The following is a 15,726-nucleotide window of genomic DNA, read 5'->3' as shown; positions in this document are numbered from 1 at the left end:
CCCCAGGCCCGGTCCGCCCTCCACCTCGCCCCACCTCGCCCCGCCCCGGCGCGTCTTCGGACGACCGCGGCGCTGCCGTCCGCGGCCCGGACGGGGCGTCGCCGGAGTGCATCCGGAACCGGATACGGAACCGGAAGTGATGCCGCAGGCATCCGGAGCCGAACTCCCGCCACGCGTCAGGCAATCGCGCAGCCCATGCAGCCACACCACCCGAAAGGCCGGGCCATGCGCACCAGCCGGCGTTCCCTCGCCACCACCGCCACCACCCGTCCCTCCCTCGCCGCCGTCCGCAACATCGGCATCCTCGCCCACGTCGACGCGGGCAAGACCACCGTCACCGAGCGGATCCTGTTCGCCACCGGCGCCGTCCACAAGCGCGGCGAGGTCCACCAGGGCACCACCGTCACCGACTACGACGCGCAGGAGCGCGACCGCGGCATCACCATCTTCGCCGCGGCCGTCAGCTGCGCCTGGGCGGGCCACCGCATCAACCTCATCGACACACCCGGCCACGTCGACTTCGCCGACGAGGTCGAGCGCTCCCTGCGCGTCCTCGACGGGGCGGTTGCCGTCTTCGACGCCGTCGCCGGCGTCGAGCCGCAGAGCGAGTCGGTGTGGCGGCAGGCGGACCGGCACGGAGTCCCGCGGATCGCGTTCGTCAACAAGATGGACCGGGCGGGCGCCGACCTTGACGCGGCCGCCCGGTCGCTGCGCGACCGGCTCGGCGCCGTCCCGCTCGCGGTGCAGCTGCCGATCGGGCGGGAGGACGGCTTCGCCGGCGTCGTCGACCTGGTCCGCATGCGCGCCCTGCTCTGGCCCCCCGGCTCCGACACCTGCCGGACGCTCACGGAAGCCGAGTGGGACACCGAGGGCGGGCCCGGCCTTCGCGCCGAGGCACTCCACCGCCGGCGCCTGCTGGAGGAGGCCGTTGCGGAACTCGATCCGGAAGCCCTGGAGGAGTTCTGCGCCACCGGCACCCTGACCGACGGGGCCGTCGCCCGCGCCCTGCGGACGGCGACCCTCGACGGCACCGGCACGGTCGTCCTGTGCGGGTCCGCCTACCGCAACCGCGGGGTGGAGCCGCTCCTCGACGCCGTCGCCGCCTACCTGCCGTCGCCCGACGACATGCCGCCCGTGCGGGGCACCGCCGCGGACGGCGCCGAGCAGGAGCGCCACCCCGACGCCGGCGGGCCGGTCGCCGCGCTCGCCTTCAAGGTCTCGGTGACCGCCACCGGCCGCCTGACCTTCGTACGCATCTATTCCGGAACCCTGCGGAAGGGGGACACCGTGCTGGACACCAGCACCGGCCGCACCGAACGCGTCGCGCGCATCCTGCGCGTCCAGGCCGACCGGCACACGGAGCTGGACGAGGCGCGCGCCGGCGACATCGTCGCCGTCGTCGGGCCGAAGGCCGCCCGCGCCGGCACGACCCTGTGCGCGCCGCAGGCACCCCTGCTCCTCGAACCGCCCGCCGTCGCCGACCCGGTGGTGTCCGTCGCGGTCGAGGCGCGCCGCAGCACCGACACCGGCCGGCTGGCAGCCGCGCTGGCCCGGCTGGCGGAGGAGGATCCGTCGCTGCGCGTGCGCAGCGACGCCGAGACCGGACAGACCCTGCTGTCCGGGATGGGCGAACTCCACCTGGAGGTCGCGGTGGAGAAGATCCGCCGCGACCACGGGCTCGATCCCGCCGTGGGCCGGCCGCAGGTGTCGTACCGAGAGACCGTGCTGCGCGGCGTCGCGGGCCTCGTCCACCGGCACGTCAAACAGGACGGCGGCGCCGGCCAGTTCGCGCTCCTCGTCATCGACGTCGAGCCGCTCGACGGTGCGGCCGCCGGGCCCGAGACGGCCTTCGAGTTCCGCTCGACGGCCGTCGGCGGGCGGGTGCCGCAGGAGTACGTGCGCGCCGTCGAGGCCGGCTGCCGGGACGCGCTCGCCGACGGGCCGCTGGGCGGCCACCCGGTGACGGGCCTGCGGGTCACCCTCACCGACGGGGCGACGCACTCCAAGGACTCCTCGGAGATGGCGTTCCGCACCGCCGGGCGGGCCGCGCTGCGGGCGGCGCTGCGGCAGTGCGCGATGGGGCTGCTGGAGCCGGTGGCCGAGGTCGTGGCCACCGTCCCCGACGACGCCGTCGGCACCGTCCTCGGCGACCTCGCGTCGCGTCGGGGCCGGGTGTCCGGCTCCGAGAGCCGCTCCGGGACCACGGCGGTCACGGCCGTGGTGCCGCTGGCGGAGCTGTTCGGGTACGCGTCCCGGCTGCGCGGGCGCACCCAGGGCCGCGGTACCTTCACGACCCGGCCGGCGGGGCTCGCGCCGGTGCCGGAGACGGTCGCGGCGCAGGTCCTCGCCGTCTGACGCGCCGGCCCCGGCCGCCGCGCACCAGCGCGGCGGGCGGGGCCGACGGGCGGGGCCGGGCGCGTCGGCCCCGGCCGCTGCGGCGGCGTCGCCGCGACGGGGCGCGGGTGCCGTTCCGGCGGGGGTACGTGATCCTGGTGGCATGGGCCCCGCCGGTGTCCCCCGCAAGCGGATCGCCGCACGCTACGCCGCGGCAGCCCGTCGCTCCGGCCGGGTCACCCTCGCCGCCGGGGCCGCCTTCTACCTGTTCCTGTACGGCTTCGGGGAGACGACCGCGGCGACGTACGCCCTGTTCGCGGCGGTGTCGATGGCCGGGCTGTCCCGGATCCCGGGCACGGGGCGGCAGCGCGCCGCGGTGCTGGCGCGGCTGGTTCCGGTGTGCTGGCTGCTCGTGGCCGTCGGCACATACCTCGCGGTGCGTACGTGGACCGCCGTGGCCGGCATGCTCGTCATCGGCTTCGCGCTGGCGTTCGTCGCGGCCGGCGGTCCACGCGCCGCGGGCGCGGCGCCCGGCCTCCAGCTGCTCTACATCCTGCCGTCGTTCCCGCCCTACGATCCGGGCTCGCTCGACGAGCGGCTCATCGGCACCACCGCCGGCCTGCTGCTCCTGATCCTCGCCGAGGCGTACCTCTTCCCCGATCCGCCGACCGTCCCCTACCGCGAACTCGCCGCCCGAGCCGCCGACACGGCGCAGGCATGCGTCCGCGAGCTGGCCGCCCCGCCCTGGCGGCTGTCGGCGCAGTGCGCGGCGGACGCGGCGGCGGCCATCAGCTCGCTGCGGCCCATGAACGTCGCCGAGGCGGACCGGCCCGCCGGGCCGGGCGTCCACGAGCGCGCCCTGTCACAGACCGGCCTCTCCGCGCGGACCCTGCTGGCCAGGCTCGTCCGGCTGCCCGCCCCGCCGGGCGGGGCAGGGCCGGCGGAGCCCGGCCGGAAGATCCTGGAGGCCGTCCGGCGGACCGCGGCGGAGAGCGCGGAGTGCCTGCGGGGCGCCACGCCCGCGACCGGCGCCCGGGAGGGGCTGGCGCGAGCCCGCGCCGGGCTGGTGGCCTCGCACCCCGAACCGGCCGCGGCCGGGGCCGGGGCCGGAGCCAGGGCCGGAGCCCCGGCGATTCCGGGCCCGCCGGAGCCGGTCGCGGTGCTGCGCTGGTACGCGGGCCTCATCGAGGCAGCCGACGCCGCACTCGCCATGTCCACCGCCGCCGCCATCTCCGTACGGGGCCGGGCCGCCGCCCCCGACCCGCCGCCGATGCGCTTCTGGTACGCCCGTATGCGGGCCCCGCGGCTGTGGTGGATGCGGCTGGAGGGGCATGCGGGGCGCCGCTCGGTGTTCTTCCAGAACGCGGTCCGGATCAGCCTCGCCCTGGCCGCCGCCCGCATGGTCGCCGGGCTGGACACCCTCCCGCACGGCTTCTGGGCCACCCTCGCGGCCCTGACGCTGACCCGGACGACGGTCCGCGAAACCGGCACGACGGTCCGGCTCGCCCTGACCGGCACGCTCGCCGGGGCCCTCCTCGCGGCTGTGCTCCTGGCCGCGGTCGGGACCGACACCACCGTGTACGCGATCGCCCTGGCGCCCGTCATGCTGCTGACCTTCACGCTCGGGCCGGTGAAGGGCGTCGGATGGGCGCAGGCGATGTTCACGGTGACCATCGCCCTGGTGTTCGCGCAGCTCGCCCCGGCGACCTGGCAGCTCGCGGAGCTGCGGCTGCTGGACGTGCTGATCGGCAGTGTCATCGGTGCGGTGTTCGGGCTGCTCGCGTGGCCGCGCGGCGCACACGAGGAACTCCAGCGCTCGGCGGCGGTGCTGATGCGCGGGGCGGCGGAGATCGTCGTCGCGACGACCGCCGCGGTCGCCGGGGGCGGCGTACGGGAGGTGCAGCCGGCGGTGCCGGGGCACCGCTCGCTGCGGCACTCGCTGATCCTCGCCGAATCGGCGTTCGCCCAGTACCAGAGCGAGCCGGAGGGCTCGTACGGGCGCCGCGGGCACGCCGGGCAGCCGGGCGGGGCGGGCCGCTCCGGCCCCGCACCGGAGCCGGACTGGCAGGCCACCGTGATGGCCGGGCACCACACGCTGTGGGGGGCGGACCGGCTGATGGAGCCGCCGCAGCCGGGCCCGGCGCCGGTCACCGTGCCCCCCCTCGGCCCGGATGCGGCCGAGGCCGTGACCCGGCTCGGCGACCGGGTCGCAGGCCGCATGCTGCTGGTGTCGGCTGCGCTCGACCCGGGCGGCGACACCCCGGCCGCCCCGGTGGCCCTGCGGGATCCGGCGTTCGACGGCTTCGCCGCCCGGCCCGAAGGCGCGCCGCGCCTCTACTACATGACGGTGTTCTGGCTGGACTCCCTGATCACCGACCTCGAACACATCGCGGGAACCGCCCGGAACTGACCCGCCCGAGGCGCGGGTGGGCGGTGGGCCGGGCGATACTTCGCTCCTGACCTCCCCCGAAAGGCGACGCCCCCGCATGCCGGACCCGACCGACCCGACCGACCCGACTGATGCGAGCGATTGGACTGACCCGAGCGACCCGAGCGACCCGATCGACCGGATCGTGCCGACCGGATCGAACGCCCCGGCACCCGCGGCGCCCGCCGCCGTCCGGGACGCGGCCGCTGAGCGGCCGCTGCCGCCGGAGGCGCTGCGGGGCGCGTTCCGGCCGATCACCGAGGTGGGCGCCGACGTCCTGCACCGGCGCTGCGCCGACGTCACCGGGTTCGGCTCGCCGGAGCTGTCCCGGCTCGTCGACGACATGTTCTTCACCATGCACGCCGCCCGCGGCGTCGGTCTCGCCGCCAACCAGATCGGCGTGGACCTGCGCGTGTTCGTGTACGACTGCCCTGACGACGACGGCATCCGCCACATCGGCCACGTGTGCAACCCGGTCCTCGACCCCCTCCCGGACACGGCCGCCGGTGCGGCTCCCGCAGGCTCGGCAGTCGTCCGGGCGGAAGGCTGCCTGTCGGTGCCGGGCGCCCGCCACGAATTGGCCCGCGCCGCCCGCGCCGTCGTCCGGGGCAGCGACAAGGACGGGAACCCGGTCGTTGTGGAGGGCACCGGATTCTTCGCCTGCTGCCTCCAGCACGAGACCGACCACCTCGACGGGACGCTCTACACCGACCGCCTGACTCCCGACCAGCGCGCCCGCTGTCTGGCGGACATGGCCGAAAACGCCGAGGCCGTCCGCGCCGCCCGCCTGACCCGCGCCCGACTCCGGAGCCGCTGACCGCCGCCTGGCGGGAAGCCGGGGCGGGGGCCGGCGACTCGGGGTCGGAGGGGAATCGGCGGGGGTGGCCGACCGGGGTCGGAGGCGCGGCGGCGGGACGCGGGGTGGGCGGGAGCCGATCGGTCGGGGTCGGGTGTGTGTCTGGGGGTGTCCCGGGCAGTTGATGGTGTCCGGGGCGTGCCGGTCCGTCAAGGGCGCGCCCGTTGGGCGCGTCGCTGCGCGATGGCCCTGGCGGGCCACCCTTGACCGACCGACCCGCCCCGGAGGCATTTTTTCTGCCGGGACGCCCCCAGGGGAACGGCCAGGGGGAGGGTCAGGCGTGAGGGGTCATCAGAGCCGCTGCTCTCCCGCCCCGCGGGCCGCGTCCCGTCCCACCGGCATCAGCAGACCTGTCGACGGAAGCCGGGTGGGCTGTGACGTGGCGAAATGTTGTCCAGAGCGTCATCCGGAGACGGGAGCGCGTCGGATCGCTACGTGGGCGCTCTCGGCTCAGCGTCCGACGGCCGTCAGGGGCCGGGCGGCGCCGCAGATCGCTACGAGGGCGCCGTCGGCTCAGCGACTGATCGCAGGATTGCAGGGGGCGGGGGCGGAAGGGGCCTTCTGCCGCCAGACGCCGGTATACGAGGAGGGGGGAGCGGGCAGGTGGCGCTGCGCTGCCCCCGACGGCCTTCAGCGGCCACAGGATGAGCAGCGGGGAGCGAGCCGGTGCGCTTCGCCGCCCCGGACGGCAGCCGGACGCCGAGGTGAGAGGAGCGCGCAGCGAGGTGGGGCGCTTCGCGGCCCCAAGTGGCGGCCGGACGCCGTGCAGACGGAGGCGTGTAGCGATCTGTCGCGTCCGCCCCGGCCCCTGACGGCCGTCGGCCGCTGAGCTGAGGGCGCCCACGTAGTGATCTGTCGCGCCGCCCCGGCCGCTGACGGCCGATGGCCGCTGAGCCGAGGGCGCCCCTGTAGCGATCTGGGGCGCTTCTGTCTGCGGATGATGCTCTGGACGTCGTTTCCCTGCGTCACAGCCCAACCCGGTTTCCGTCGGCGGGTCTGCTGATGCCGGTGGGGCGAAAGGGGCCTGCGGGGCGGGAGGGTGGCGGCTCTGATGGCCCTGAATGGTCCACGTACCCCCAGGCCGTTCCCCTGGGGGCGTCCCGGCAGAAAAATGCCTCCGGGGCGGGTCGGTCGGTCAAGGGTGGCCCGCCAGGGCCATCGCGTAGCGACGCGACCGAAGGGCGCGCCCTTGAGGGACCGGGCCGCCCCGGACACCATCAACTGCCGGGGACACCCCCAGACACACACCCGACCCCGATCGATCGGGCTCCTGCCGGCTTGTGGTCTGCCGTCGCGCCTCCGACCCCGACCCCTCGGCTCCTGCCGACCTGAGCCCCGCCGTCGCGCCTCCGACCCAGCCCCGTCGGCTCCGCCGAGCCCACCCCCCCCCAGCCGCCCAGCCGACCCCGAGTCGGCGGCTCCCGTTCTCCCTACCCTCGCCGGAGGCGCCCTCGCCGCCCCCGCGGGCCCGTTCCGCGAGGGCGGGCGGCGAGGGCGGGCGCGGGTGCTAAGCGCCCGCGCCGTCCGTCGGCTCGGCTGCCGCCGCGGCGAGGAGGGGAGCCGCCCAGGCCGGTAGTGCGGGGGCGGTCGGGAAGGGCGACGGCGGGTCGGTGGTGATGCCGATGCCGCCTGCGGGGTCGCCGTACGTGAAGCTCGCCGACCACCACAGCCAGGAGCTGACGAACCCGTTCGCGCTGCCGGCCAGGGCCAACCCGCCCCGCAGGGCGGGGGTTTCGTACCAGTAGCCGGTCAGGACGCCCGCCCGGGCCGCGGCCTCCTCGGTGTCCGCCGGCCGCGACTCCGCGGCGAGGGCCGCGGCGACGACCGGCGCCGAAAAGCGGTTGTGTGCGACGAACCGGCCGGCGTCGCGGACGACCGCGTCCAGCAGGAGGGGCGGAAGCCGGAGGGCGGCCGCCTCCAGGCGTCCCACCAGGGCATGCGCGTCGGGGTGTGCTGCGGTCTCCGGGCCCGGTACCACGCGCAGATCCTCCAGCAGCCCGGTGTCCGCGCCGCCGGCGGCGAGGGCCCGTACGTACGCCAGCACCCGCACCGTCTGCCAGTGGCACAGGGTGTCGACCAGGGCGAGCCGCGAGCTGCGGAACGCCGGGCGGGACGGCCAGTCCACGGCGCGGACGGGGTCCCCGAGCGCGCGCAGCGCGGCCGGCACGGGGCCCGGGAAGACCAGGCGCTGTCCGGGCGCCACGCCCCAGTCGGGCGCCGAGCGGAAGCCCGGCCAGGCGGGCGGGGTCGTTCTTCCCGGTTCCTCGTTGTCGCTGGTCATGCTGGTCTGCCCTTCCGCCTCGGCTCTCACGGGCCCCGGCGGTCCTGCCGTTCCCGGCAGCAACCACGCGGCACGCGCCGAAGCGGTTCCCACCCGCCACGGGAACAACTCGGGCCCCGGGCGTATACCCCGTGGCCGCATGCCGGGCGGGGTGACGGGCGGTGTTTCGCCGATCTGGCGCGTGACGTTGTGATGCCCGCCCGCGGCCCCCGCGCTCGTCCGAACCGTTCGACGGGCTACCCGGCGGCCGTGTCCGTGCGGCCTGGCGGGTTGGGGCCCCGAGGTGTCCGCGCTGTCGGCTCCGGCTCCGATGCTGCCCCGAGCGCCGCGCTCAGGTAGCGGTGGACGACGTCGAGTTCGCCGGGGGTGAAGTCGGCGGCGGCGTCGACCAGGCGGCCGATGAGCGGGCCGAAGAAGGACCATCCCAGGTCCACCGCCCTGGGTTCCACCGACAGCAGTACGCGCCTGCGGTCCCGGACGTCGCGGCTGCGGCGGACCAGCCCCTGCCGCTCCAGGCGGTCGACGAGTGACGTCACCCCGGCCGAGTTCAGCCGCAGGGCCGCGCCGAGCCGGCCCGGGGTCGCGCGGGTGCCGGCGCGGTCGGCGTCCAGCAGGAAGATCAGCGCGCGCAGGTCGGTCGGGTGCAGGCCGTGGCGCGAGGCGAACTCGGCACCGCGCAGGTCGAACTCCACGGTGACGGCGCGCAGCAGGTGGACCAGCCGCATCTCGGGGCCGTCGGGGAGAGGGGACAAGGAATCGCTCACTTGGCTATTATCTCGCTCAGCGAGAGAATAGGTCAACCGTCGTCGTCCGCCGGGAGGCAGCCGTGCCCGACCCCCTGCCCGTGCCCCTGTCCGTTCCGCCACCGCCCGGCGCCTGCGCCGGGGTGCGGTTCTCCGCCGCGTACGACGCGCTGCTGGCCCGCTGGCCGGCGGGGACCGACGAGCTGGACGTCCCCACGCCCTTCGGCACCACCCGCGTGCACGCCCACGGCCCCGCCGGCGCCCCGCCCGTGCTGCTGCTGCCCGGGGGCGGCGCCACCGGCCTCGTGTGGTTCCGCACAGCCGCCGCGCTCGGTGCACGCCACCGCGTCCTGGCCGCGGACATCCTGGGCGACGCCGGGCGGAGCGTCCCGCAGGGGCGGCCCCTGCGCACTCCTGACGACCTGACGGCCTGGCTGGACGCGCTCCTCGACGGGCTCGGCGCCGACCGCGCCCACCTCGTGGGGCACTCGTACGGGGCCTGGATCGCCCTGAGCCACGCCCTGCGGCGCCCCGGCCGGGTGGACCGGCTGGTGCTGCTCGACCCGACGCAGTGCTTCGCCGGCTTCCGCCCGGGCTTCCTGTTGCGGTCGCTGCCCGTGCTGCTGCGGCCGACCGCTGCCCGGGCGCTCGCGTACGTGGACCGGGAGACGGCCGGCACGGCCACCGACCCCGAGTACAAGCGGCTGTTCGCGTATGCGGCGGAGGCCTTCGCCGGGCAGCGGCCGGTGACGGGCCGCCGCCCGGACCCCTCCGCCCTGCGCGCGCCGCTGCTGGTGCTGCTGGCGGAGCGCAGTGCAGCCCACCGGGCCGGGGCCGTCGCGGCCCGCGCTCGCGCGGCCGTCCCGCACGCCCGGGTCGAGACGCTGCCCGGGCTGACGCACTTCGCGCTGCCGACGGAGCTGCCGCCCGGGGCGCTGTCAGGCATCGGCGCGTTCCTCGACGGCCGTGCCTGACAGGGCGGCGGCCCGCCCGGCGGGTGCCGGGCGGGCCGACCCGTCAGCCCTTGCCGAGGAGCTTCTGCATGTGGGCGATCTCGGCCGCCTGCGAGGTGATGATCGCCTGTGCCATTGCCTTCGCCTCGGTCGACGCGCCCTGGGTCTGCTCGGTCCGGGCCATGGCCACGGCGCCCTCGTGGTGCTTGACCATCAGCTCCATGAAGGCGGTGTCGAAGGCCTTCCCGGAGGCCGACTTCAGGCCCTCCATCTCCTGGGCGGTCATCATCCCGGCCGCGCCGTCGCCGTGGCCGCCGTGGCCAGAGTGGTCCGCCGAGCCCTCGGCGGGCGGCTGCTCGCCCCACGAGGTGAGCCAGCCGGACAGCGTCCGGATCTCCGGGTCCTGGGCCTTCTTGATCTCCTCGGCCAGCTTCTTCACCTCCGCCGACGCGGCGCGCGAGGGGGCCAGGTCGGCCATCTCGACGGCCTGCCGGTGGTGGGGGATCATCCCCTTGGCGAAGGCGACGTCGGCCGCGTTGTGTCCGGCCGCGGCGGCGGGCGCCGACGGGGTGGCGGACGGCGAGGAGACGGCGCCGTGCCCGTTGCGCCCGGCGGATCCGCCGTCGCCGTCGGCGGTGCCGCCGCACGCGGTCAGGGCGAGCGCGGCCGCTCCGGCCGCGAGGACGGCCGCGGTGCGGCGGGCGAGGGGACGCTTGCTGCTCATGGTGCAACTCCTTGCTGCGCAGCCGGGAAGGGGGGCACGGCCCGAGGGGGCGCCCGTACGGGGGACTGCGCGGGAAACGGATGTCGGGGGGCCGGGGCGCGGTGCGGCCGCCGCCGACGGGTGTCGGGGCAGGTGCGCCGCGCGGGCGGCTCTAGATCCGCAGGAGTTGGAGTTCCGCCAGGTCGGGCGGGGCCCGCCCGGCCGTGCCGACGTCCGCCGCGGCCCCGGAGAGCGGCGGCGGGGCCCCGGCGCCGGTGAGCGCGGCAGTCAGGGCGGGGGGAGCGTAGGCGGAGGCCGTGCCGGCCGCCGCGCAGGTCGCGTCGGCGTGCGCGAGGTGGTGGGAGCCGTCGGCCGAGTGCGAGCAGTCGGCCGACGCCGGGCCGGGCTCCGCCGGGACGGTCGCCGGCGTGTGCCCGCCGTGCCGGTCCGCCGTCTGTGCGGCGGCTGTGTGCGGCCCGGCCGCGGCCGGGTTCGGCGGCAGGGCGTGCATCCCGAGCACGCCGGCCAGGACCAGCAGCACCAGCAGCACGAAGGCGCGCCCCGCGGGGCGGGGGCCGAGCGGCTGTCCGGTGCTGGTCACGGGGTCATCGTACGGGCAGGGCCGCGGGCCGGGCGCACGGCCCCGCACGGAACCGCCGCCGGCCCGGCGTACGCGTCGCCGTCCGGCGCCGGCTCGCGGCGCCGGACGGCGCGAGTGGCGTCAGCGCCCCGTGTCGGACAGCGGGGAGGGGGACTTCTCGCGCTGGTGGGGGACCGCGGCGTGCAGCGGCGCCGCGTGGAGGTCCTCCCCGCGGACGGAGACCGTGCGGGTGGGGGCGGGGATGGAGATGCCCTCGGCCCGGAACCGCTGGTGGAGCCGCTTCATGAACTCGTGCTTGATCCGGTACTGGTCGCTGAACTCGCCGACGCCGAGGATCACCGTGAAGTTGACGCGCGAGTCGGCGAACGTGTGGAAGCGGACGGCGCCCTCGTGCTCGGGGAGGGCGCCGCCCACCTCGGCCATCACCTCGTCGACGACCTCCAGCGTGACCCGCTCCACCCGGTCCAGGTCGTTCTCGTAGCCGACGCCCGCCTGGACGAGGATCGTGAGCGGCTGCTCGGGCTGCGTGAAGTTGGTCATGTTCGTGCGGGCGAGCCGCTGGTTCGGGATGATGACCAGGTTGTTCGAGAGGTTGCGGACCACCGTGTTCCGCCAGTTGATGTCGACGACGTAGCCCTCCTCGCCGCTGCTGAGGCGGATGTAGTCGCCGGGCTGCACGGTCTTCGACGCCAGGATGTGCACGCCGGCGAACAGGTTCGCGAGGGTGTCCTGCAGGGCCAGGGCGACCGCCAGGCCGCCGACGCCGAGCGCGGTCAGCAGGGGTGCGATGGACACGCCCATCGTCTGGAGGGCGACCAGGAAGCCCATCACCAGCACCACGACACGGGTGATGTTCACGAAGATGCTCGCCGACCCGGCGACGCCGGTCCGGGACGACGCCACCGACTGCACCAGGCCGGCGATCACCCGGGCCGCGCTGAGCGTGGCGATGAGGACCAGCAGCGCCGTCAGCGAGTCGCCCACCAGCCCGGAGAGCCGGGCGGTCAGCGGCAGCGCCGAACAGCCCACCGCGGCGCCCGCGATGAGCGCCGCGCCCGGCGCGACGGGGCGCAGGGCGTCCACGATGATGTCGTCGCCCGCCCATTTGGTCCTGGCGGCGTGCTTCGCCAGCCGCTTGAGGACAGCCCGCAGCAGGAGCGCGGCCACGGCGCCCGCCGCGAGCGCGATGCCGGCCGCCAGCCAGTCGCCCAGGACGAGACCCCGGGTCAACGGACACCCCCCGATGCCGCCGGGAGCCGCGCCGGGAAATGAGTCATCGTCACCTTGCCACCTGTCAGTTCAGCATGCCTACAGCCGAGTTCGGCAAACACGTATGCGCTTGCCGAACGAACGGTCATCCTGCCGCATACCGGTGGCGGCGGTGCAGGTGGGCTGCCGGTGTGGTGGCGGGCGGCGTGTGAGGGGCCCGCCACCGCACCGGTCAGTCGCGGCCCTGGCTCCCGCCCGCCGGGACCAGGCCGTCCTCGACCAGGCCCGCCAGCACCGCCTCGCCCAGCGCGTGGACCGCGGACTGCGGCCTGACCATGACCGTGAACTCCTTGATCCGGCCGTCCTCGGCGAAGTGCAGCAGGTCGATGCCGTGGATCTCGCGGCCGTTCACCGTCGTGCGGAAAAGCAGCACCTCCGACGCCGTCTCGGCCCCGTCGGTGCCGGTCTGCGAGCTGCCGTCGAAACGCCCCACGTAGCGGAAGTCCTCGAAGACGCGGAGCAGGACCCCGAACAGGCCCAGGACCATGGCGCGCCCCTCGAACGGGGTGAATTTGACCGGGCTGTAGAAGCGGACGTCCTCGGTGAACAGCTCCTTCAGTGCCGCGTGGTCGCGGCTTTCGACGGCGGCTCGGAAACGGTCTGCTGCGTTCAAGGCCCCTCCAGGTGCATCCACGGCCGTCGGCGACCGGCCGTCGGCCATCCGGCACTGTCATACTCAAGGAAGTGAGTAGTCAGATTCTTGAGTATCATGGGAGTGGCGTCCCTGCCCAGAGTGCGGACGGAGGAAGGGCGCCGCGATCACCGGGAGGCACCCCATGGCGCTGCGCCACGCCGTACTGGCGGCCCTGCTCGATGCCGAGCTGAGCGGCTACCAGCTGGCCAAGTCCTTCGGCATGGGAGTGGCCAACTTCTGGCACGCCCTGCCCCAGCAGCTCTACGCCGAACTCGCCCGTCTGGAGCAGGGCGGCCTGGTCGCCGGCCGGGAGGTCGTCCAGGACTCCCGCCCCAACAAGCGCCTGTTCACCGTCACCGAGGCCGGGCTCGCGGAACTGGAGCGGTTCACCGCCGCGACCGCCAAGCCGTCCTTCCTGCGCGACGACCTCGTCGTCAAGGTCCACTCCGCCGACCACGTCGACACCGCGCCCCTGATCGCACAGCTCACCGAGCGCGCCGGCTTCTCCCGCGCCAAGGCCGACCTCTTCACCGGGCTCCTGGAGGCGATGCGCGGCAGCCGCACCGAGGAGGAGTTCCTGCGCCGGGGCGAGCGGGTGGGCCCGTACCTCACCTGCCTCGCGGGCCTTGCCTACGAGCAGGTCAACCGGCAGTGGTGCGAGCGCACCGCCGCCGTCCTCCGGGAAAGGCAGGCCGCCCGTGCCGACCGCTGAACCGCCCCCCGCCGACAGGACGCCGCCCGCCCCCTGGCCGCGCAAGCGGTACGTCGCGCTCGGCGACAGCCAGACCGAAGGCGTCGGCGACGGCGACGACACCACCGGGCTGCGCGGCTGGGCCGACCGGCTCGCCGAACTGCTCGCCCCCCACAACCCCGGCCTGGAGTACGCCAACCTCGCCGTCCGCGGCCGTCTCGCCGGCCACGTCCGCTCCCTGCAACTCGCCCCGGCGCTCGCCCTGCGCCCCGACCTGGCCACCGTCGTCGCCGGCATGAACGACCTGCTGCGGCCCCGGTTCGACGCCGACGAGGTCGCCGCAGACCTGGAGGCGGTCTTCGCGGCGCTCACCGCGCAGGGCGCCCGCGTCGCGACCGTCACCTTCCCCGACATCTCGCGGATCGCCCCGCTCGCCCGGCCGTTCGCGCCCCGCGTCACCGCCCTGAACGACCGCATCCGGGAGGCGGCCCGCCGGCACGGGGTGGTGGTCGCCGAGACCGCCCACCCCCCGGTGGTCACCGACCCCCGCCTGTGGAGCCCGGACCGGCTCCACGCGAGCCCCCTCGGACACGCGCGGATCGCCGCCGCCGTCGCCCACGCCCTCGGCGTGCCCGGCAGCGACGACTCCTGGGCGCGCCCCCTGCCGCCCGTGCCGCCGCCCACCCGCGCCGGTGCCGCCGCAGCCGAACTCCGCTGGGCCGCAGCCTTCCTCGGCCCGTGGCTCGCCCGCCGCGTCCGCGGACGCTCCTCCGGCACCGGCCGCCACCCCAAACGCCCCGACCTGCGCCCCCTGTAGGGCCCGGACACGGGCCGGCAGGCGAAAAAAAGATGATGTGGCCGGCGGGTTTCCGCTGGTACGTTCCCCGTGTGCCGAAGCTGAACCAGATCATCGCAGTGGAGAAGGGCGTCAAGTCCAAGTCCCTCCAGGAACTGACCGACGCCCACCACGACGTCCAGAAGCCCGCCCTGCTCGCGGGCATATCCCGCACCTACCAGCCCAAGGACGAGGAGGGCGAGCAGCTCCCGCCCGAGTCCACCCGGGTCCAGGTCAAGGCGGAGGACGTCCTGCGCGCCACCGCGGCGACGCTGACGCGGCTGTTCGACGTCACCGCGACGAAGGACTGGGCCAACCGCACCGCCGCCGCCGACGTCGTCGTCGACGGAAGGGTCCTGCTGCCCCAGGTCCCCGTGCCCTACCTGCTCTTCCTCGAGAAGCAGCTCACCGACCTGCACACCTTCGTCCGCAAGCTCCCCGTGCTGGACGCCTCGGAGTCCTGGACCCTCGACCCGTCGACGGACTCCTGGAAGACGGAGCCGGTGCGCACCATCCGCACCAAGAAGGTGCCGCGCAACCACGTCAAGGCGGAGGCCACGGACAAGCACCCCGCCCAGGTGGAGGTGTACTACGAGGACGTCCCGGTCGGCTACTGGACGACCGTGAAGTTCTCCGGAGCGCTGCCGGCCCGCCGCGTGAACGAGCTCCTCGACCGCGTCGAGAAGCTCCAGCAGGCCGTCAAGTTCGCCCGTGAAGAGGCCAACGGCGTCGAGGTCTCCGACCAGCGCGTCGGCGACGCCGTGTTCGGCTACCTGTTCGGGTAGTCTTCCGATCTCCCTCCTTCGAGCGGGAGGGTGCGCGAAAGCGCAGGCTGAAACTGAAGTCGAAACTGACTTCGGGGTGTCAATGTGGAGGTTCGAATCCTCCCCCCGGCCCACGTGCCGGGGTGGCCCAAACCGGCAGAGGCGGCCCCGTCAATCTCAGATTCTCGCTCCAGTCTCAGTATTCGCCGCCGAACACCGGATCGACCGGGTGCGGACGATCACTGACGGATGGTGGTTCAAGTCCACCCTGTGCCTCTTGCGTGGCACGGTAGTTCAAAGGCAGAACACGTCGGCCTCAGAATGATCCGCACTCTTAAACGCCGCCGGTGTGCGCAATTGGGTGGCACACAGGAGCCCGGGAGCTGGGTCCGCTCCCGGGCTCCGCCACGTTTGCGCGGCGGCCCCGCGGGCATCCGAGGGGCACGGTCAGCCGGTGTGGTGGCGGGCGCTCCGCTGGCCGGGGACGGTCTTCAACCGCGGCGTGTCCTTGCGGCCCTCCTCGCGGCCCGTCTCGTCCCCGGAGGGTGCCGCCGGGGCCAGGGCGAGGAGGGCGATGCTGCCGAGGACCGCGACGAGGATGAGCGCGGTGACAAGGGTCATGTTCCTGCCTTCC

The 15,726-nt window shown here is 75.2% G+C and carries 14 protein-coding genes; 7 read left to right on the top strand and 7 right to left on the bottom strand.

Going from position 1 to position 15,726, the window contains the following annotated elements; translation table 11 throughout:
- The first annotated feature begins 225 nt into the window (after positions 1 to 225).
- From fusA to def, 3 genes are all read left to right on the top strand, one after another.
- Positions 226 to 2,355, top strand: coding sequence for an elongation factor G (gene fusA, locus C0216_RS17625; protein ID WP_114056209.1), 2,130 nt, complete (start codon positions 226 to 228; stop codon positions 2,353 to 2,355).
- A gap of 142 nt (positions 2,356 to 2,497) precedes the next feature.
- Complete coding sequence (locus C0216_RS17620; RefSeq protein ID WP_114056208.1) at positions 2,498 to 4,744, top strand: FUSC family protein; 2,247 nt, start codon at positions 2,498 to 2,500, stop codon at positions 4,742 to 4,744.
- A 76-nt stretch (positions 4,745 to 4,820) separates the two neighbouring features.
- Complete coding sequence (gene def / locus C0216_RS17615) at positions 4,821 to 5,579, top strand: peptide deformylase (RefSeq protein ID WP_114056207.1); 759 nt, start codon at positions 4,821 to 4,823, stop codon at positions 5,577 to 5,579.
- A 1,546-nt stretch (positions 5,580 to 7,125) separates the two neighbouring features.
- Here def and C0216_RS17610 read toward each other — a convergent pair.
- Both C0216_RS17610 and C0216_RS17605 read right to left on the bottom strand, forming a co-directional pair.
- On the bottom strand, positions 7,126 to 7,899 hold the full coding sequence (locus tag C0216_RS17610) for a hypothetical protein (protein WP_114056206.1): 774 nt from the start codon (positions 7,897 to 7,899) through the stop codon (positions 7,126 to 7,128).
- 236 nt (positions 7,900 to 8,135) lie between these two features.
- Positions 8,136 to 8,624 (bottom strand): MarR family transcriptional regulator, encoded by a 489-nt coding sequence (locus tag C0216_RS17605; protein WP_114056205.1) that lies wholly within the window; start codon positions 8,622 to 8,624, stop codon positions 8,136 to 8,138.
- A 125-nt stretch (positions 8,625 to 8,749) separates the two neighbouring features.
- On the opposite strand from C0216_RS17605, the gene C0216_RS17600 reads away from it, so the two are divergent.
- The gene (locus tag C0216_RS17600) at positions 8,750 to 9,616 is read left to right on the top strand and encodes an alpha/beta fold hydrolase (RefSeq protein ID WP_428985493.1); all 867 of its coding nucleotides are present in this window, start codon (positions 8,750 to 8,752) and stop codon (positions 9,614 to 9,616) included.
- A 43-nt stretch (positions 9,617 to 9,659) separates the two neighbouring features.
- Here the strand turns inward: C0216_RS17600 and C0216_RS17595 are convergent, their stop codons facing one another.
- The 4 genes from C0216_RS17595 to C0216_RS17580 all read right to left on the bottom strand — a co-directional run bounded on the left by C0216_RS17595 (position 9,660) and on the right by C0216_RS17580 (position 12,781).
- Entirely contained in the window at positions 9,660 to 10,319 is a 660-nt protein-coding gene (locus C0216_RS17595) for a DUF305 domain-containing protein (protein ID WP_114056204.1), read from the bottom strand.
- A 151-nt stretch (positions 10,320 to 10,470) separates the two neighbouring features.
- On the bottom strand, positions 10,471 to 10,899 hold the full coding sequence (locus C0216_RS17590; protein WP_114056203.1) for a DUF6153 family protein: 429 nt from the start codon (positions 10,897 to 10,899) through the stop codon (positions 10,471 to 10,473).
- 120 nt (positions 10,900 to 11,019) lie between these two features.
- Complete coding sequence (locus tag C0216_RS17585) at positions 11,020 to 12,129, bottom strand: mechanosensitive ion channel family protein (protein ID WP_114056202.1); 1,110 nt, start codon at positions 12,127 to 12,129, stop codon at positions 11,020 to 11,022.
- A 211-nt stretch (positions 12,130 to 12,340) separates the two neighbouring features.
- Positions 12,341 to 12,781, bottom strand: a complete 441-nt coding sequence (locus tag C0216_RS17580; RefSeq protein WP_114056201.1) for a nuclear transport factor 2 family protein — start codon at positions 12,779 to 12,781, stop codon at positions 12,341 to 12,343.
- 163 nt (positions 12,782 to 12,944) lie between these two features.
- Here C0216_RS17580 and C0216_RS17575 point away from each other — a divergent pair, with 163 nt between their 5' ends.
- The 3 genes from C0216_RS17575 to C0216_RS17565 all read left to right on the top strand — a co-directional run bounded on the left by C0216_RS17575 (position 12,945) and on the right by C0216_RS17565 (position 15,113).
- The gene (locus tag C0216_RS17575; protein WP_114056200.1) at positions 12,945 to 13,514 is read left to right on the top strand and encodes a PadR family transcriptional regulator; all 570 of its coding nucleotides are present in this window, start codon (positions 12,945 to 12,947) and stop codon (positions 13,512 to 13,514) included.
- Positions 13,501 to 14,310, top strand: coding sequence for an SGNH/GDSL hydrolase family protein (locus C0216_RS17570; protein ID WP_114056199.1), 810 nt, complete (start codon positions 13,501 to 13,503; stop codon positions 14,308 to 14,310). The genes C0216_RS17575 and C0216_RS17570 overlap by 14 nt, the downstream gene beginning before the upstream one ends.
- Positions 14,311 to 14,381: 71 nt before the next feature.
- Complete coding sequence (locus C0216_RS17565; protein ID WP_114058738.1) at positions 14,382 to 15,113, top strand: hypothetical protein; 732 nt, start codon at positions 14,382 to 14,384, stop codon at positions 15,111 to 15,113.
- A gap of 426 nt (positions 15,114 to 15,539) precedes the next feature.
- Here C0216_RS17565 and C0216_RS33905 read toward each other — a convergent pair whose 3' ends face one another.
- Entirely contained in the window at positions 15,540 to 15,713 is a 174-nt protein-coding gene (locus C0216_RS33905) for a hypothetical protein (protein ID WP_174250416.1), read from the bottom strand.
- Between the last annotated feature and the right edge of the window lie 13 nt (positions 15,714 to 15,726).

This window comes from Streptomyces globosus, from assembly GCF_003325375.1.
Taxonomy (GTDB): domain Bacteria; phylum Actinomycetota; class Actinomycetes; order Streptomycetales; family Streptomycetaceae; genus Streptomyces; species Streptomyces globosus_A.
Note: the sequence above shows the minus strand (reverse complement) of the source record. Positions and strands in the feature narration are given on the sequence as shown.

What these genes read in the sequence shown, in the direction of transcription:
- C0216_RS17575 (WP_114056200.1), top strand. Translation starts at nt 12,945, where the DNA reads ATGGCGCTGCGCCACGCCGTACTGGCGGCCCTGCTCGATGCCGAGCTG.
- C0216_RS17605 (WP_114056205.1), bottom strand. Translation starts at nt 8,624, where the DNA reads ATGCGGCTGGTCCACCTGCTGCGCGCCGTCACCGTGGAGTTCGACCTG.
- fusA (WP_114056209.1), top strand. Translation starts at nt 226, where the DNA reads ATGCGCACCAGCCGGCGTTCCCTCGCCACCACCGCCACCACCCGTCCC.
- C0216_RS17620 (WP_114056208.1), top strand. Translation starts at nt 2,498, where the DNA reads ATGGGCCCCGCCGGTGTCCCCCGCAAGCGGATCGCCGCACGCTACGCC.
- C0216_RS33905 (WP_174250416.1), bottom strand. Translation starts at nt 15,713, where the DNA reads ATGACCCTTGTCACCGCGCTCATCCTCGTCGCGGTCCTCGGCAGCATC.
- def (WP_114056207.1), top strand. Translation starts at nt 4,821, where the DNA reads ATGCCGGACCCGACCGACCCGACCGACCCGACTGATGCGAGCGATTGG.
- C0216_RS17595 (WP_114056204.1), bottom strand. Translation starts at nt 10,319, where the DNA reads ATGAGCAGCAAGCGTCCCCTCGCCCGCCGCACCGCGGCCGTCCTCGCG.
- C0216_RS17610 (WP_114056206.1), bottom strand. Translation starts at nt 7,899, where the DNA reads ATGACCAGCGACAACGAGGAACCGGGAAGAACGACCCCGCCCGCCTGG.